This window comes from Peptostreptococcus sp., from assembly GCF_977045075.1.
Genome location: NZ_CDRRTB010000023.1, coordinates 1 through 18967, shown reverse-complemented (window position 1 = coordinate 18967; position 18967 = coordinate 1). Strand labels below are relative to the sequence as shown.

15 protein-coding genes are annotated in these 18967 nt (G+C 37.9%); 11 read left to right on the top strand and 4 right to left on the bottom strand.

Translation table 11 applies throughout. The annotated features are described in order from the left end of the window. Positions 1 to 135: 135 nt before the first annotated feature. Both ACW6OJ_RS03465 and ACW6OJ_RS03460 read right to left on the bottom strand, forming a co-directional pair. Complete coding sequence (locus ACW6OJ_RS03465; RefSeq protein WP_293430397.1) at positions 136 to 822, bottom strand: threonine/serine exporter family protein; 687 nt, start codon at positions 820 to 822, stop codon at positions 136 to 138. Position 823: 1 nt separating this feature from the next. Then, positions 824 to 1600, bottom strand: coding sequence for a threonine/serine exporter family protein (locus ACW6OJ_RS03460; RefSeq protein ID WP_293430395.1), 777 nt, complete (start codon positions 1598 to 1600; stop codon positions 824 to 826). Between the two features lie 269 nt (positions 1601 to 1869). Here ACW6OJ_RS03460 and ACW6OJ_RS03455 point away from each other — a divergent pair, with 269 nt between their 5' ends. From ACW6OJ_RS03455 to ACW6OJ_RS03430, 6 genes are all read left to right on the top strand, one after another. After that, positions 1870 to 3339, top strand: a complete 1470-nt coding sequence (locus tag ACW6OJ_RS03455; RefSeq protein WP_455104639.1) for a cell wall-binding repeat-containing protein — start codon at positions 1870 to 1872, stop codon at positions 3337 to 3339. 251 nt (positions 3340 to 3590) lie between these two features. Then, entirely contained in the window at positions 3591 to 4130 is a 540-nt protein-coding gene (locus ACW6OJ_RS03450) for a helix-turn-helix domain-containing protein (protein WP_455104079.1), read from the top strand. Between the two features lie 22 nt (positions 4131 to 4152). After that, on the top strand, positions 4153 to 5196 hold the full coding sequence (potA, locus tag ACW6OJ_RS03445) for a spermidine/putrescine ABC transporter ATP-binding protein (protein WP_455104640.1): 1044 nt from the start codon (positions 4153 to 4155) through the stop codon (positions 5194 to 5196). 1 nt (position 5197) lies between these two features. Further along, the gene (locus ACW6OJ_RS03440; RefSeq protein WP_455104078.1) at positions 5198 to 6064 is read left to right on the top strand and encodes an ABC transporter permease; all 867 of its coding nucleotides are present in this window, start codon (positions 5198 to 5200) and stop codon (positions 6062 to 6064) included. Next, entirely contained in the window at positions 6064 to 6870 is an 807-nt protein-coding gene (locus ACW6OJ_RS03435; protein ID WP_455104641.1) for an ABC transporter permease, read from the top strand. Before ACW6OJ_RS03440 ends, ACW6OJ_RS03435 begins: the two co-directional genes overlap by 1 nt. A 68-nt stretch (positions 6871 to 6938) precedes the next feature. Beyond that, complete coding sequence (locus ACW6OJ_RS03430; RefSeq protein ID WP_455104657.1) at positions 6939 to 7973, top strand: ABC transporter substrate-binding protein; 1035 nt, start codon at positions 6939 to 6941, stop codon at positions 7971 to 7973. Between the two features lie 118 nt (positions 7974 to 8091). Here the strand turns inward: ACW6OJ_RS03430 and malQ are convergent, their stop codons facing one another. Both malQ and ACW6OJ_RS03420 read right to left on the bottom strand, forming a co-directional pair. Next, positions 8092 to 9570 (bottom strand): 4-alpha-glucanotransferase, encoded by a 1479-nt coding sequence (malQ, locus tag ACW6OJ_RS03425; RefSeq protein WP_314497157.1) that lies wholly within the window; start codon positions 9568 to 9570, stop codon positions 8092 to 8094. Between the two features lie 85 nt (positions 9571 to 9655). Further along, positions 9656 to 11527 (bottom strand): glycoside hydrolase family 13 protein, encoded by a 1872-nt coding sequence (locus tag ACW6OJ_RS03420; protein ID WP_455104643.1) that lies wholly within the window; start codon positions 11525 to 11527, stop codon positions 9656 to 9658. A gap of 443 nt (positions 11528 to 11970) precedes the next feature. On the opposite strand from ACW6OJ_RS03420, the gene glgB reads away from it, so the two are divergent. From glgB to ACW6OJ_RS03395, 5 genes are all read left to right on the top strand, one after another. After that, positions 11971 to 13836 (top strand): 1,4-alpha-glucan branching protein GlgB, encoded by a 1866-nt coding sequence (glgB, locus tag ACW6OJ_RS03415; RefSeq protein ID WP_455104644.1) that lies wholly within the window; start codon positions 11971 to 11973, stop codon positions 13834 to 13836. A gap of 21 nt (positions 13837 to 13857) precedes the next feature. Next, positions 13858 to 15030, top strand: coding sequence for a glucose-1-phosphate adenylyltransferase (locus ACW6OJ_RS03410; protein ID WP_455104645.1), 1173 nt, complete (start codon positions 13858 to 13860; stop codon positions 15028 to 15030). 11 nt (positions 15031 to 15041) lie between these two features. After that, a complete protein-coding gene (gene glgD, locus ACW6OJ_RS03405) occupies positions 15042 to 16148 on the top strand; it encodes a glucose-1-phosphate adenylyltransferase subunit GlgD (protein WP_455104073.1) in 1107 nt (368 codons plus the stop codon). Positions 16149 to 16243: 95 nt separating this feature from the next. Further along, a complete protein-coding gene (gene glgA, locus ACW6OJ_RS03400; RefSeq protein ID WP_455104646.1) occupies positions 16244 to 17668 on the top strand; it encodes a glycogen synthase GlgA in 1425 nt (474 codons plus the stop codon). Between the two features lie 160 nt (positions 17669 to 17828). Next, positions 17829 to 18967: glycogen/starch/alpha-glucan phosphorylase (locus ACW6OJ_RS03395; protein ID WP_456095773.1), on the top strand; the 1139-nt coding region annotated here is incomplete at its 3' end.

Genomic DNA, 18967 nt, shown 5'->3' with positions numbered 1-18967 from the left:
CTCCTTGTTTTTTATTTTGTGCGATTTAAATTATACACGAGATTTGATGTGTGTTCCTATTTTTTTGCAAAAAATTTAGCGTTGGGAGAGAATTTTTTCTCTCACCAACGCTAAATATTATACAACCTTTTTAGTTTAATCCAGATCTAATTCAAAATCTAAGTCATCATCAGAGTCATCATCCAAAATGATATCCTGTGAACTGTTTTTCTCCATCTTATCCAAATCAGAGTTTTTGTAGGATTCAGTATCTATATTCAAGCTGTTTAAGTGTTCGTTTAATTCATCCCTATTAAGTACAAACTGGTTGCCAGTCCTGTTCTTTCCAAGGTTTACCCATTCAACATACCTTGCTGAGTCCTTCCTAGAGAAGGCCCTTTTCAGCTGGTAGAAGTTAAATACCCTTGACAAGGAAGCTACTACCAGGATTCCCAGGGCAATACCAATACTAACTATAACCGACTTAGTACCTACAGTTGCGGCAATACTATACTTTTTAAACATAATAGCATAAACAGTCTGGTAAAGTCCAACACCTGGTACTAGTGGTAAGATACCTGGTATTACAAATATAATTGCGGGCTGCTTAAGTCTCCTTGCAAGTACTTCTGAGCAGATAGAGATTAGCGCAGCAGCAGTAAATGAGTATATCATTGGGTTCTCGTAGTTAAAAACACCTAAGACATAGACCACCCAACCCAAGGCTCCTATAGGGGATACCCATAGTAAGAGTTTAGGCTGAACGTTGAAAAATATGGCAAAGCCACATGTTGCTAGGCCAGCGAAAATAAAGTGTTGCCATAGGGGTACTTGAGTTAACATCCTATACACCTCCTATTCCTATCACTAGGGCCACGCCTGAGGCAATGGCAGCCAGGATGATAAAGACTTCAAATATACGGGCTGCACCTGACATGAGACTTCCTGAAATCAGGTCCCTCATGCACTTTATAAAGGCAACTCCGGGTAGTAGGGGCATTATAGAACCTACTATAAGAGAGGCTTCATCTGGTATCATGCCCAGCTTGTGGAGTATGACCCCGCAAATGGTTATAATTGAAGATGATAACATTGTGGCAAACATGCTGATAGAACTGTATTTAAGTGTACTATCATATACAAAGGTTGCCAAAATAGAGGTTAGTACAGTTAGTAAAAATGTTGATACCTGGTTACCACCTAATACTGCTGCACATCCAGCAGAGCCGATGCCTGTTCCAAGCAGGTATACCCACTTTGGATAGGTTTTAAGTTTATCTATTTCATGTAACTTTTCTATTTCTTCTTCAATATCGGGATCAACCATATTCACAAATTCCCTAGAAAAATTATTTAGTAGAGATACCTTGTTAAGGTTTATACCCCTACTATCTATGGTTTTCATAAAGCAGAGACCATCAAACTTGTCATCAGATATTATAATTACAGTTGGTGTACTAAAGCAGTTGATATGGTTATAGCCTCTTGATTTACAAATTCTAAGGACACTATCCTCAACCCTGTAGGTTTCTGCTCCGTTTTTCACTAGGAGTTCGCCTAGGAAGAGGGCAAGCTTGATAGTTTGTTTTTTATATTCCTGGTCTTCAAGCCTATTTTTCAAGTCGTTACCTCCAATCTATATTACATTTAACATAGTTAGTATAACATAAAAGTATAATTATGTATTGGTTTTTGGGATTATTAGACCTATTATAGTCAATCAATTGACGAAATTTGCATTAATTATGTATTATATGTTATTATATAAAGATATATGGTTTCAAATTTCAATATATATGTCTATATGGATTTAGGATAATGATATGAAATCATATAAGTAGCTACACCTATAGTAAATATATGATATGTAGTTAAAAGGAGGGAATAAAAATGAATAGAAGGATATCGATGGTACTTACCCTATCTATGGTTGTAAATATCTTGGCCTATGCAGGTGGCTTGTCTCTTGCAGAGTCAAACGAAGTAGTTGATGACCAGTCAAGCTTAGTGGTCGAAGAAATTATCTCGACTGACAACCTTAAGAGGGAGGATGTGAGTACTAGTCAGCCAAAGGAAAATAAAGATAATGTGACAAACTCAGCTGTTCAACTAGAAAACCTAGCTGACGTGAAGTCAAAAATTGAGGCCGATGCCAAGGTTACTATTGACCTGCCAACATCACTAGGGGTGGGTCAGAGTGTGGTTAGTGGCCAGCTAGTAAGAGGAATAGGAGTATCTGTCTACACACTTACAGACAAGGAGTTCACTGATAAGAAGTTTGTACCTACTACAGATGCCCTTATTTCAAATCCAAAATACAATGTTAATACACAGGATGGCAAGTTTAGCTTAACTATAAATACAGCCAACCTTAAGGTTGGTAACCACCTAGCCGTATGCATCTACTATTCTTTGAGAGAGTCAGATGGAAAAATAGTTAATAAGAGCTTCTTTATAAATGCCACATATGAAGCTGGTTCAGACATTAACCCAGACCAGGTGACACCAGTCCAGCCAAGTGATGGAAGAAGAATCAGTGGTAATGATAGGTTTGCTACAAACCTTGCCTCAGTGAGGAAGACCTTCAAGTCAAGTCAGACTGTCCTAGTAGCTTCAGGCAACAGCTTTGCTGACCCACTTGCAGCTGGTCCACTTGCTATGAAGTACAATGCACCTATCATATTCTCTGACAAGACAGGTCTAAAGGCAGATGCAATCAAGCTTATAAAGGATCTGGGAGCTACTAATGTAATTATAGTAGGCGGTTTAAACTCAGTTCCTACCAACATTGCGACACAGCTAGCTGGTCTAAATGTAAGAAGGATCTCAGGAAATGATAGGTATGAGACTTCAGCCAAGCTGGTAAAGGAATTTGGAGCATCTAGGCATATAATATTTACTGATGGTAGAAAATTTGCCGATGCACTTTCAGCAACACCACTTGCCAAGAAGCTAAATTCACCAATCCTACTGGTCAACAGTGTCAACAAGCTGCCTAATAATTTGGCTACATATAGGGATGCCTACATAATAGGTGGAAAGAACTCAGTAGGTCATGATATAGAAACTAGGCTAAAGGCAGTAAAGGGAGATAAGGTATACAGGATTTTTGGTCAGGATAGGGAATCAACATCTAACCAGGTAGCTGAAATACTTAAGTACAATGAAAATATACTTGCTAATGGAAGTAGCTTTGCCGATGCCCTAAGTGCAGTCAACCTTTTAAACGATGGTGGTAAGAACCTGCTACTTGTGAAGAAGGACTCTATATCAAAGGACAATAAGGAACTAACAGTAAATAAGACTAATTATATCATAGGTGGATATAATACTGTGTCAAAAGCAATACTTGGCTATTAATTGGTTAGGTTTAATAAAAGTAAACTTCAGGATATAATTTATTAAACTTAGAATTTTAGAATATAATAGACTTATTGAAATCAATGCTTTTTATAATTACTATAAAAAATGTGGAAATTATAAAAAAGCATTGATTTTTTTTGTATTATTATATATAATTATCTAGAGTTTACTTTTAATAAACTTTGAGTTTATTAAAAGTAAAGTAAATATGGAATTTTATTTTGCTATAAATTGGAATGGAGGATTAGATGGAGATTGGTGAAAAGCTAAGGCGGTTAAGGACAGAAAAGCAGCTGACCCAGGAGGAATTGGCAAATCGTTGCGAATTATCCAAGGGCTTTATATCGCAGTTGGAGAATGATTTGACATCACCATCAATTGCCACCCTGATAGACATACTTGAAATCTTGGGAACTAACCTTAGAGACTTCTTTGCTGATGAGGTAAATGAAAAGATTACCTTTGCTGAGGACGATATGTTTGAAACTGATGATGAGGATTTGGGTTATCATTTCAAATGGTTGGTACCAAACTCACAAAAGTATGACATGGAGCCTGTTCTAGTAAATATAGAGCCAGGAGGTTCCTACAAGGAGGAAAAGCCACACGAGGGTGAGGAGTTTGGATTCGTATTAAAGGGGACTATATGCCTACACATGGGCAATAAGAAATATAGGGTTAAAAAGGGCGAGAGTTTCTACTACCAGGCCAGGGAAACCCATTCAATAAGCAATGAAGGTAAGACACCAGCCAGCCTAATCTGGGTAAGCTGTCCACCTTCATTTTAGAAAAATTTAGGGGGTATATATATTGGAAAATAAACTAATTGAACTTAATAATATATCAAAGAAATTTAATGATAATACTATTTTGGACAGGTTTAACCTGACTGTAAACGAAAATGAATTTTTGACCCTGCTAGGGCCTAGTGGATGTGGCAAGACTACACTTCTCAGGATAATAGCAGGCTTTGAGTTCGCTGATGAGGGAGATGTATTCTTTGGAGGCTATAGGGTAAATAGTGTACCAGCCTATCAGAGAAATATAAATACCGTATTTCAGAAGTATGCCTTGTTCCCACACATGGATGTATATGAGAACATAGCCTTTGGTCTAAAGATTAAGAAGATGGACCCAATTACTGTTGAGGAAAAGGTAAAGAGCATGCTGGCCCTAGTTTCCCTACAGGGCTTTGAGCACAGAAAGATATCATCCCTATCTGGTGGTCAGCAGCAGAGAGTTGCAATAGCAAGGGCCCTTGTTAATGAGCCGAAGGTCCTTTTACTTGACGAGCCACTAGGAGCTCTTGACCTTAAGTTAAGACAGGAGATGCAGGTGGAGTTAAAGAAAATCCAGAAGAAGCTAGGGATTACCTTTATATTTGTAACACATGACCAGGAGGAAGCCTTGAGTATGAGTGATACAATAGTTGTCCTTGATAAGGGAGTAATCCAGCAGATAGGTAGTCCTATAGATATCTACAATGAGCCTGAAAATGCCTTTGTAGCCAACTTTATAGGTGAATCTAATATTATAGATGGCATAATGCATGATGACTTTGATGTAGAGTTTTCATCAAGGCGTTTTGTCTGTGTAGACAAGGGCTTTGAAAAGGGTGAAAATGTTGATGTTGTTGTTAGACCAGAAGATATTATTATGACTAGCGCTGAAGAGGGTATGCTAAGAGGTATAGTAAGGTCTTCTGTATTTAAGGGAGTCCACTATGAGCTAGAGGTAGAAGAGAGTGGAAGGCTATGGTTACTTCAGAACACTAAGACAGCTCCTATTGGAAGTGAATTAGGCATGATTATTAATCCTGAAGATATTCATATCATGCACAAAGGAGATGCATAGGATGAAGAAGATTAAGAATAGAACAAATACTGTGGTTGAGCAAAAGGAGACTAGGTTGGCCTATCCCTATGCCCTTTGGTCAGTAATATTTATAGTAGTGCCCCTAGTATTGATTGTTTATTATTCATTGACTAGAAAAACTGACGATGGGGGTATCCTATTTACATTTGAAAATTATAGGCAGGCCTTTGATCCCTTATTCCTAAAGGTATTTATGAGGTCATTTGTTCTTGCTGGTATAGCGACTATTTTATGTGTAATTATTGGTTATCCAGCAGCCTACATAATATCTAAGGCCAAGCTTAGCAGGAGGGACTCTCTGATCCTCCTATTTATACTACCGATGTGGATGAATTTCCTACTGAGGACCTATGCCTGGATAGCAATACTTGGAAAAAATGGATTGTTAAATTCTCTTTTGGGGTTTTTTGGTATTACACCAAATTCAATCCTCTATACAAGTTCTGCAGTACTACTAGGTATGATATACAACTTTTTACCTTACATGGTATTGCCAATATATACGTCTCTACAGAAGATAGATGAAGACCTAGTAAATGCAGCAAGAGACTTGGGTGCCAATACAGCTACAGTATTTAGGAAGGTAATCTTCCCACTGAGCATACCGGGTGTCTTAAGTGGGGTGACAATGGTATTTATGCCTTGTGTAACAACCTTCGCCATATCTAGACTACTAGGTGGTGGTAAGACTATGCTGGTAGGTGACTTGATTGAACAGCAGTTTACAACAGTCGGTGACTGGAATTTAGGTTCATCAATATCCATAGTTATGATGGTTATAATACTAATTTCTATGGCCTTTATGAACAAGATAGACAGGGATGAAAGACAAGGGGGTAAGGTATAATGCAGAGAAGGAACTTAATATCAAAGCTATGCTCAAATATCTACCTGGTGCTTGTATTTTTGTTTTTATATGCACCTATAGTGGCCCTTGTAATATTCTCCTTTAATGATTCAAAGTCTATGGGTGTATTAAATGGCTTTACCATGAAGTGGTATGTGGCTCTATTTAGGAATGAGACTATATTGACAGCCTTATACTACACTATTAGTATAGCTGTTTTGGCCTCAATTATATCTACTATATTTGGAACTATAACTTCTATTGGTATATATAAGATGAGGGGTAAGACCAAGGCTACTATCCTAAATATCAACTACCTGCCAGTTTTAAATACTGATATAGTTACAGGTGTAGCCCTAATGAGCTTGTTTGCCTTTTTCCAAATGAATTTTGGATTTAAAACTATGCTCTTGTCACATGTGATGTTTTGTACACCATATGTAATCCTATCAGTCTTGCCAAAGCTAAGGCAGCTACCTGATAATGTAGAAGAGGCTGCCCTAGATCTAGGAGCAACACCTTGGTTGGCAATAAGAAAGATTGTTATACCGCAGATCAAGCCGGGTATAATGTCTGGATTCCTGATGGCCTTTACTATGTCTATAGATGACTTCATCATTTCCTTCTTCAATACAGGAAATGGTGTAAGTAATCTGTCTATAGAAATATATGGTATGGCTAGACGTGGAATTAAACCGGAGATAAATGCCCTATCAAGCCTGATGTTTTTAACAGTATTGGTCTTACTGATATTAGCTAATAGGAAGGATTCTATAATTAAGAATTCCGCCTTGGGTAAGGCCTAGTCAGGGGGTAGAAAATAATGAGACTAATAAAGATAAATAATAAATTAAAAAACAATATAGGAAGAACCATGGCCATGACGCTGATTTTATCCTCAGTTGCAATATTTACAAGTGGTTGCCTAGGTGGTGGCCAGGATTCTACTAAAGTTCTTAACGTATATAACGTGGGTGACTATATAGATGAGAGTCTAATCAGTGAGTTTGAAGAGCAGACAGGTATTGATGTTCAGTATTCAACCTACGATACCAATGAGATGATGTATCAGAAGGTTAAGAGTGGAAGCACAAAATATGACCTTGTATTTCCGTCTGACTATATGGTCCAGAAGATGAGTAGGGAAGGCCTATTAAAAAAGATAAACTATAATAATATACCTAACTTCAAGTATATAGACAAGTCCTTTTTAAATCCTAAGTACGATCCTACTAATGAGTACTCAGTTCCATACATGTGGGGTACCCTAGGCATAGTCTATAACAAGAATATGGTAGATGATAAGGTTGACTCATGGGATATACTTTGGGACAAGAAGTATACTAGAAATATACTTATGTTCGACTCTGTAAGAGATAGCATGGGTGTGGCCCTAAAGAAGCTTGGCTATAGCATGAACTCTGTTGACAAGGACCAGATAAATGCAGCCAAGGACCTTTTAATAAAACAGAAGCCACTGGTCCTTGCCTATGTAAATGATGATGGTAAGGATAGGATGATAGCTGGGGAGGCTGCTATGGGAGTCTTTTATTCAGGAGACTTCCCACTTATGAAGGAGGAAAATGACGACCTAGAGTATATAATACCTAGTGAGGGATCCAACAAGTGGACAGATGCAGTATGCATACCACAGACTGCTGATAATGAAGACTGGGCAGAGGCCTTTATAAACTTCCTATGTGACCCTAAGGTGAACGCTAGGAATACAGAGTATATAGGATATTCAACTCCAAATAGCGAGGGTAGAAAGCTCTTACCTGAAAAACTTAGAAACAATAAGACTATGTACCCAGACAAGGCTATATTAGACAAGTCTGAGGCATTTTTGGACATACAGAAGGTTATTAAGGACTATGATAAGGCCTGGATTGAGTTAAAGAGCTATTAGTCTTTATAAAGTAAATCATAGTATGTATGATAATGCATTTTATAATATAAATGAAAGTGGAGCAGACCTTCCAGTAAAAGCTGGATTTTCTGCTCCCTTATTATTTTTAATTTATAGATTACCTGTTTTTAAATCTTCCGTACAGACCTGTAATATAACTGATATACCCCTCTAGGTCATGGTTGTACATTTCATGTGGCAACATCCTAAATATCCAGTTACCTTCATCGATACCTGGAGTATTTATTCTTGACCAACCCTCAAAGTCATACCAGTCCTGTAGAGGTATAATAGCCATGTAGGAATTAGTCATCATGACAGACCTTATTAGGCATTCAGTATACCTGTCATAGGCTGACATCCTTAGGTAGGCCTCTGCATATGAGAATTCACTAGGGCTGCAAGTTTTTAGCCATTCAGCCAGGCTGGTATTGTCATGTGTTCCTGTGTAGGCAACAGAATTCTTTGGATAGTTATGTGGTAGGTTAAGGTTGTCAGCATCAGAGCTAAATCCAAACTGGACTATCTTCATACCTGGGAAGCCAGTATAGTCTAGGAGGTCACGAACCTCATCAGTAATAATACCAAGGTCTTCAGCTACTATGTTAGCATTTTTAATTTCCTTGTTTACCTGGTCAAAAAGCTCCTTGCCTGGTGCCTTTATCCACCTTCCGTTCATAGCATCTCTAGTGACAGGATCTATAGAATAGAAGCTTTCAAAGCCTCTGAAGTGGTCTATTCTTAATATATCATAAAGCTCAAGAGATTTTTGGATTCTCTTAACCCACCAATCAAACTTGTGCTTCTTTAGGTAGTCCCAATCGTATAGAGGGTTACCCCAAACCTGGCCAGTTGCTGAAAACTCATCTGGTGGAACTCCTGATATCTGATGAGGTTCACCCTTTTCATCTGTCAAGAACATGTCCCTATTGTAGTAGAAGTCAGAACTATCACGTGATACATAAATTGGCATATCACCGAATATTTCTATACCACGATCATTTGCATATTTTTTCAGCTGGTGCCACTGGTCGAAGAATAGGTACTGTAGGAAGCAGTGGAAGTCAATTGTGTCAGGATTTGGCTTGTTAGCTGGGTTTGGCCATTCCCAGTATGGCTTTTCGTCATTTGCTTCCTTTAGAGCCATGTATTTGGCAAAATCATCAAGCCAGAAGGCATTTTCCTTCTTAAAATCCTTGTAGGCTTGGTCATGCTTAGGATCAAAGTTCCTGAAGGCCTCTCTAAAAATAATCATCTTAAGAGATCTGGCTTTAGCATAGTCAGCATATCTTGGATCTGCCTGGTAGTAGCCCTGGTATACAGAGTTAATAAAGTTCCAGTCTACAAGACCCTTGCCTACAAGCATGTCTATGTCTATAAGGTCATAGTTACCTGAAAAGGCGCAGACAGACTTGTATGGTGAATATTCATCAATTGCAGCAGTTGCTGTTATCGGTAGTATCTGCCAAACAGATTGACCAGTCCTTACCAAAAAGTCCACAAATTCATAGGCACAGTGGCCTAGACTCCCAACCCCGTACTTACTAGGTAGGGAGAAAATTGGCAGGAGGATACCTGCCTTCCTAGTGTTTGTCATATTGATTACCTTTTATCCAAGTCTTATTATATATACTTGGATCCTTTCTATTTATTATAATTAGACTTAAAACTTCAAAAATATTTTACTTATCTAAGTGTATAGCAGTATAGGATCTTGGTCCAACAACCAGTCCATAATTTGTAGGGTAGACCTCCTTATTTCCAAAGACCTTTTTGCCACCAAGTATTTCTTCTACTAGGACAGGCTTATCTCCAAGGTTTATTAGACAGGCTATATCGTTTCTATAGTAGCATATTAGGTTTTCTCTAGCAAAACCAAATTCAAAGCCAGTCTTAAAGCTATCCCTATACTTTGACCTAAAGCTAGTCAAGGCCTTGTAGTGGTCATATATATCCTGGTTTCTGTCCTCCTCTATAAAGCAACACCTATTGTATGGGTCGGAGAAGCCCTCCATACCATTTTCGTCACCGTAGTATAGTGATGGCACACCTGGTAGGGTAAACTGTATAAATGAGGCTATTTTTTCAAGCTCAAGGGCCTTTTCGTATAGGACCTCTGGCAAACTATAGCCTAGCTTGTCTTCATGCTTAAAACTATCTACATCGAGAGCCAGACAAGTTGCTATCCTGGCAGTATCATGTGTAGATAAAAGGTTCATAAGTGTGTCTAGGGCAGGCTGAGGATAGTTAGAAATAAGGTCCATTATCCTATTTTTAAATAGCTTTGTATCCTGTCCCTTTAGGAGGTCAATTATAGCTGTCCTCCAAGGGTAGTTCATGACAGAATCTAGCTGCTGACCTAGTAAATAACGTCTTCTACCTCCATATGAAAATTTGTTAGTGGCATCTTCCCATACTTCACCAATGATTAGGGCCTCTGGGTCTGTAGCCTTGATAGATTCTCTTAGTTTATCTATAAAGACATCTGGTAACTCATCTGCCACATCGAGTCTCCAACCACCTGCACCGAGGTCTTGCCAGAATTTAAGGACTCCATCCTCTTGGCTGCATACGTAGTTTGTGTAGTCCTCATTTTCCTTAATCAGTTCTGGAAGGTTATCAAAGCCCCACCAAGAAGCATAGGTATTTGGATAATCTATAAAGTTAAACCATGGATAGTAGGCTGATTCCTTGGACTGATAAGCTCCTATGCCAGGATACCTACCATACCTATTAAAATATATACTATCCGAACCTGTATGACTAAAGACACCATCTAGGACAAGTTTAATGCCAGACTTATTAAAGTCATGACAGAGGTCTCTGAAGCTGTCTATAGTTCCCAAATAAGGGTCTACATTCTTGTAATCAGCTGTTGAATACCTATGGTTTTCCGAGCTTTCAACTATGGGGTTTAGGTAGACCATATCAATATTCAAGCCCTCTAGATAGGCACGACTTTCCCTAATACCATCTAGATTACCCATAAAGAAGTCCTTGGCAGAGTAGTTAGGCGTGTCTAATCCTGACTGTGGACGACCACCCCAATCATTTCTAATAGTTCTCTCATCTTCATTCACTGCCCTTGGAGCCTTATATGATGAACTCCTTTTAAACCTATCAGGAAATATTTGATAGATGATACCTCCCTTAATCCAGTCAGGAGTAGTAAAGTCTGCATCATATACAGTTAACTGCCAACAAATCAAATCATCAGTAATTTCAGGCTGGTAGTTAATCTTAGATATATTATGACTACAATCATGGTAGTTTAGCTGGAAATAGTAGAAATAAAGACCTGTTTCAAGTGGTCCTAAATCTATATGATACCTTATATAGCCCTGGTATTTTAACTGGTCTTCCCGGTCGATTTCTAGTATAGTCATTGGTATCTTATTTAAGTCATATGGAGACTTATCGTTGAAATATACAAATTCCAAAGATTGGAAGTGGATTGATTCATGTATATATATGTCTATGCTTGTCTTTTCGTTATTTTTAACACCTCCAAGTGGCTTCTTATCAATTTCTTGTCTGTAAATTACTTTTCTCATATTATCCTCTTCTGTACTTTCTATTTTATTTTTGTATTATTTTCCTAATATCATAAACCCTATAATTAATGTAAGTAGAATAAGACTAAAAGCTTATTTAAAACTTATTATTTAAATAGTAATCGAGTTCTAATATACATTTTATAATATATTATATACCAAAACAATGAGATTTTTCGTGTAAATTTGATGAATTTTTTTTTATTTTATTAAAATTATATCGAAAGCATTAGAAAAAACGATTTTCCTAAAAATAAAGATTTTCATAGGAAAAAAATTGCATTATTTTGTGAAAATTAGCATTTATTTATGGTATGATGTATGTAATTATAGTGGTATGATGTATTGATTATACCTAATTTTAATCGACTAAATCTTATCGACTTATTAAATAATTAATAGAGTCGATATAGAAGTATCATAAATGGTGAGGTGAGAAGAGTATGAAAAAAGACCAAAAGAACGATTTGGCTAAGTATCTATTCCATGAAGGTACCAATTACAGGGCCTTCGATTATATGGGCTCCTTCCTTGACGGTGACGAATGCACCTTTAGGGTATGGGCTCCTGGTGCCAAGAGGGTATATGTGACAGGCGAATTCTGTAACTGGGACCCATTTGTATATGAGGCAGAGAAGGTTACGGATTCAGGAATATATGAGTGCCGTATAAAAAATATCAAGCAGTATGACGCATACAAGTATGTATTTGAAACTCAAGACGGAAGGACCCTATACAAGTCCGACCCTTATGCAAGACACTTTGAAACAAGGCCAAACACCTCATCTAAGGTATATAAATTTGATGACTATGAATGGGGTGACCAGGCTTGGATGAAGTCCAGGAAGGTTCCTAAGGACGGTCCAATGAATATATATGAATTACACCTTGGGACTTGGAAGACCAGGGACAATGGTGAATTCTACTCTTATCGTGAATATGCAGAACTTTTGCTTGCCTATCTAAAGGACATGAAGTATACGCACGTTGAGCTACTTCCTTTGATGGAGCATCCATATGATAAATCATGGGGCTACCAGGTTACGGGCTATTTTGCACCTACATCTAGGTATGGATTACCTGAAGACCTTATGTACTTGGTTGACCTGCTACACCAGAATAATATAGGTATAATCCTAGACTGGGTACCAGGACATTTCCCTAAGGATGAATCAGGCTTATGTGAATTTGATGGATCATATGCCTACGAGTACTCAGATCCACTAAAAATGGAGCACAAAGAATGGGGAACTAGGGTCTTTGACTATGGTAAAAACGAGGTGGTATCATTCTTGATATCTAATGCTGTTTATTGGTTAGACAAGTTCCATATAGATGGTCTGAGGGTAGATGCAGTTTCATCAATGCTATATCTTGACTACTTTAGACAGGGTGGCGAGTGGAGACCAAATAAATATGGGGGCAAGGAAAATTTAGAAGTTCTTGAATTCCTAAAGAAGCTAAATGAACATGTACATGATACCTTCCCAGGAGCTATGATGATAGCAGAAGAATCTACAGCCTGGCCAAAGGTTAGTCATCCTGTAAAGGACGGTGGCCTAGGCTTTGACTTTAAGTGGAATATGGGGTGGATGAACGATTCATTAAAATATCTTGAATCTGACCCATACTTTAGGTCTGGAATACATAATTGCATGACCTTCTCCATTACATACGCCTTTAGTGAAAACTATATACTAGCCCTTTCACATGACGAGGTGGTACATGGAAAGAAGTCTATCTTTGATAAGGCCTATGTCCCTTATGAGGACAAGTTTAAGAGCCTGAGGGTATTCCTAGCCTATATGTATGGCCATCCAGGCAAGAAACTTAACTTTATGGGTACGGACATTGCCCAGGTGATAGAATGGAATGATGAAAAGCAACTAGATTGGGTTCTTTTAGATTACCCATTACATGCAACACATCAGAAGTTTGTCAGAGACCTAAATGCCATATATGCCAAGCATAAGCAACTATGGGAGTTGGATACCAACTGGGATGGATTTAGGTGGAATACTGTGGATGACAATACAAATAATGTTTTTTCCTTCACTAGGTATGATGCCAAGGGCAATGAGATCTTGGTTATCTGCAACTTCTCATCACAGCAGCTGAAAAAGTATAAAATCGGGGTCAGCTCCGATAAAAAATATAAGATCTTATTGAATAGTGACGCCAAGAAGTACGGTGGAGATGGCTTGGTAAACAGAAACATTCATTCAATAAAATCAGAGTTTAATGGGTTTGACTACCATATAGAGGTCAATATCGGATCTTTTGGAAGTCTATATTTGGTAGAAAAATAAATAGTTAAGAGAGGTAAAGCTATGAGTTTAAAAAAAGAAATTGTTGCAATGCTATTAGCAGGTGGTCAGGGAACTAGGCTTAAATCCCTAACAAAGAATATGGCCAAGCCAGCAGTTCCATTTGGTGGTAAGTACAAGATAATCGACTTTCCGTTATCAAACTGTGTGAATTCAGGCATATCTACAGTCGGGGTCCTAACTCAGTTTATGCCTTTGGAGCTTAATAGCTACATAGGAAATGGTGCCCCATGGGACCTAGACAGGATGGACGGTGGTTTATCAATCCTTCCTCCGTATACAGGTGGAGAGACAGGTGACTGGTATAAGGGAACATCAAATGCAATCTACCAGAATATGAAGTATATTGAACAGTATGATCCAGAATACGTATTGATTCTTTCTGGTGACCATATATACAAGATGAACTACAATGAAATGTTGAAGTTCCATAAGTCTAAGGGGGCAGATTTAACAGTTGCCCATATAGATGTTCCACTTGAAGAGGCTAGTAGGTTTGGTATCCTCAATACTATGTCAGACCTTTCTGTAAGTGAATTCGTTGAAAAGCCAGAAAAACCGATATCAACTAAGGCTTCGATGGGTATTTACATCTTCAACTGGTCCCAGTTAAAGATATACCTTGAAAAGTGTGAAAATGCTGAAGATACTAGCTATGACTTTGGTAAGGACGTAATACCGATGATGTTAGCCGATAGAAAGAAAATATTCGCCTACCCATTCAAGGGCTACTGGAAGGATGTAGGAACTATAGAGAGTCTATGGCAGGCTAATATGGACCTATTGAATAATGCTGACAACTTCTATATCTATGATCCGCTTTGGAGAATATACTGCAGACATTACGAGTCTATGGCCCAGTACATTGGACCAAAGGCCAAGCTATCAAATGCCATGATTTCTGAGGGAAGCAGCATTAGTGGAACTGTTAAGGACTCAGTTGTGTCTTCTGGTGTATATATCCATGAAGGTGCAGAGGTAGTAAACAGTGTAATAATGAAGAATGCAGTTATAGGCAAGAATGCCAAGGTATACAATTCTATAGTTGCCGAAGATGCCATTATAGGTGAAGGTGCTATAGTTGGTCATGAAAAAATAGAACTTGGTAAGGATATGATCACTGTTGTAGCCAACAAGGATGTAGTCAAAGACAAGGAAACATTCAAAAAGAAGTAGGAGGGGATAGTATGAACGGATTTTGTTTAATATTTGCAGATAATTACAAGAATTATGATTTAGAAGGTTTAATAAAGAATAGGTCCCTAGCATCCCTACCTGTAGCTTGTAGGTACAGGATTGTTGACTTTATCCTTTCTTCATTGGTAAAGGCTGATGTGGCTGACATTGGTATTTTGACTACTAACAACTACAATTCCCTAATGGACCATGTAGGTTGGGGTAAAGACTGGAATCTAAATAGAAAAAATGGTGGTCTAAAAATTATACCTCCACTAGCGATTTCTGATACAGGTCTAGCCAGGAATAAGTTTGAAGCCTTGAGTAATGCAAGCCAGTATATGGAGGGTAGACTTCAGGACTACTGTATAATTGCAGATTCTAATATCATCTGTAATATTGATTTCAAGGACTTGCTTAGGTACCATGAAGAAAATAATGCAGATGTGACAGTAGCAGTAGTTAAGAGGAAGCCTGAAAAGGATGAAATTGAAATGATTCTTGACAATAAGAACAGGGCCTACGACTCACTTTACCACAAGGATGGGGCAGACTATGAATGTAATACCCTATTAAAGATAACAATCATGCACAAGGATTTCTTGAATGAAATTATCAAGAAGGGAATCACACTAGGTTGGGAAGATATAGTGAGAGACTACATATCAAAGAACTTCAACAGGCTGAATGTCTATGCATATGAGGTAAAGGGATACTGTAAGGTAATAAATAGCCTAGAAAGCTATTATGACTTCCATATGGACCTATTAGATGAAAGAATAAGCAAGGAAATATTCCTGTCTGGTACTGAAATACTAACAAGGGTAAGGGATAGTGTACCAACTAGCTATGGCAAGAATTCAAGCGTATCTAACTCTATCTTGGCTGATGGCTGCCATATAAATGGAAAGGTTGAAAACTCAGTAATCTTCAGAGATGTAACAATTGAAGAGGGTGTTGAGCTTAAAAATTGTATCGTGATGTCTAGCACGACTATCAAGGAAGGTGCTAAACTAGAATATGTAATCACAGACAAGGAAGTGCTTGTTACAGAGGGTAAGGAGCTAAAGGGTGATAGAAACTGTCAGTTTATAGTTCCTAAGAAGAAGACAATCTAATGCTAATACTATGTTAGGACTCTATCTAGGGTCCTAACATATATGAATTAAAATAGAGATATAATTTTGAACACATACAGAAAGAGGTGTTGTGAGTGAAAGTTTTATTCGTTGCTGCGGAAGCATCTCCCTTTGTCAAAGTTGGAGGATTGGGAGACGTAATGGGTGGCTTACCTGCAGCCTTGAATGATAATGGTGTGGACGCAAGAGTAGTTCTGCCACTTTATTCATCAATTGACAGGAATAAGTACAATATTAATTTTGTGAAATATATATATGTATCATTGGGTTGGAAGCAGATTTATTGTGGTATTTTCGAAACTGAATACAAGGGTATTAAGTTCTACTTTATAGATAATGAACAGTACTTTAATAGGTACCAGACCTATGGTGAACCAGATGATGGAGAGAGGTTTGCCTTCTTCTCTAAGGCAGCTGTGGATATAATGCCACACATTGACTTTAAGGCTGATATTATGAATGCTAACGACTGGCATGCCTCCTTATCAGTAGTGTACCTAGACCTTTATAGGAGAGAAGGATATGATTTCTATAGGGATATGAAGAGCGTAATCTCAATTCATAATATAGAATTTCAGGGCAAGTACAATCCATATGTATTAGGAAGCCTATTTGGTTTAGGTAATGAGTACCTAGGAGCTTTGACTTTTGATGGGGATATAAACCTATTGAAGGGGGCTATCCAGCTAGCCGATAGGGTAAATACAGTTAGTGAGACTTATGCAAATGAAATATTAGACCCATACTTTGCCTTTGGGTTAAGTCCAGTCTTATCCAGTGAGAGATGGAAGCTTAGGGGGATAGTGAATGGTATTGACTATGATAAGTTTAACCCTGAAAGTGATAATATGATAAGTCAGAACTTCTCGCTAAAGACTCTAGACAAGAAAATAAAAAATAAGCTAGCCTTCCAGGAAGAAATGGCCTTGGAGGTAAGTGAAGATATACCAATGGTAGGCATGGTAACGAGGTTGACAGGTCAAAAGGGTATAGACCTAGTTGTCGAAGCAGCTGAGCATATCCTAAATATGGGTGCCCAGTTGGTAATTTTAGGAACAGGAGACCCATATTTTGAAGAACAGTTAAGGAACCTAGAATATAGGAGACATGACAAGATGAGGTCTATCATCATGTTTTCTAATGAACTGTCATCAAAGATATATGCTAGTTCAGATATATTCTTGATGCCATCCAAGTCTGAACCATGTGGCCTATCCCAGCTAATAGCTATGAGGTATGGTAGCATTCCTGTAGTTAATAGGGTGGGCGGTCTTAGAGATACAGTAGAACCGTTTGATCCTACTAGGATGACTGGCTATGGCTTCACATTTGAAAGCTATAATGTATACGATATGCTAGATGCTATTAAGAGGGCCCTAGATGTATATAATTATGACCAGGAAACTTGGAAGCATATTATGAGAAATGCAATGGACCACGATATGACTTGGGATAATTCAGCCAAGAAGTATCTGGACATGTATAGGGAGGTCCTTTAGTCTATAATAATATATAGTAGATTAGACAAGGACTAAAAGTGGTAATAAATAAGTATTTGGTGTATGGTAGACACCGGGCTGGTTTTATTACCATATTAAATATATTAATTTAAATATTATGGTAAATAATATAAACAAAAAGTGATAGAGGAGAAAAAGAATGAGTGAAATGACAAAAGATATTGAACAATATCTGCAGACAAAGTTTGGTAACTCTATAGAAGAGTCTAACGAAAGACAGTTATACCAAGCTTTAATGGCTGAAACCAGAAATAGGCTATTGAAAAAGAGGTACGACTACAACAAAAAGCTAAAGGAAAGTGGCCAGAAGCAGGCCTACTATATGTCAATGGAATTCTTGGTGGGAAGAACGCTAAGAAATAACCTATTTAACCTTGGTTTAGAAGAAGAAGTAAGGTCTTTCCTTGCTGAAAAGAATTTTGACTTAGATAAGATTTATGACATGGAGCCAGATCCAGGTCTAGGAAATGGTGGTCTTGGTAGACTTGCATCATGTTACCTTGATGCCTTAACTAGCAACGACTATCCAGTAACTGGCTTTTCCATACTGTATGAATTTGGTATATTCAAGCAGGTTATTGCAAATGGTTGGCAGCAGGAATACCCAGACAACTGGCTAGGTATGGGTCAGTATGGTCTGGTTCATAGAAGTGATGAAGAAATTGAAGTTAAGTTCTATGGTAAGACTAAAGAACACTGGACTAAGGATGGACTAAAGGTTACTTATGAAGACTATACATCAATAATAGCAGAACCATATGACCTTATGATTTCAGGATACAAGAGTGAGGCAGTAAATGTCCTAAGACTATGGAAGTCAAAGGCAGATGCAGGTTTCGATATGAAGCTATTTGAAAGAGGAGAATATGCTAAGTCATCTGAATCAGAGGCTATAGCTGAATCTATTTCAAAGCTACTATACCCAGCCGATGATACTAATGAGGGTAAGGCTCTTAGAATAAAGCAGCAGTACTTCTTTACTAGTGCGTCACTACAGCAGATAGTAAAAAACCACTATAGAACTTACGGTAGCCTAGATAATTTGCCTGACAAGGCGGTTATCCATATAAACGATACTCACCCTTCAATGTGTATACCTGAATTGATGAGAATCCTATTGGATGACTATGACTATAGTTGGGAAAAGGCGTGGGATATAACTACTAAGGTATTTGCCTACACTAATCATACAATAATGGCAGAAGCTTTAGAAAAGTGGTCTGTAGACCTATTTGCCCCAATCCTACCAAGAGTATTTACAATCATTAGGGAAATCAA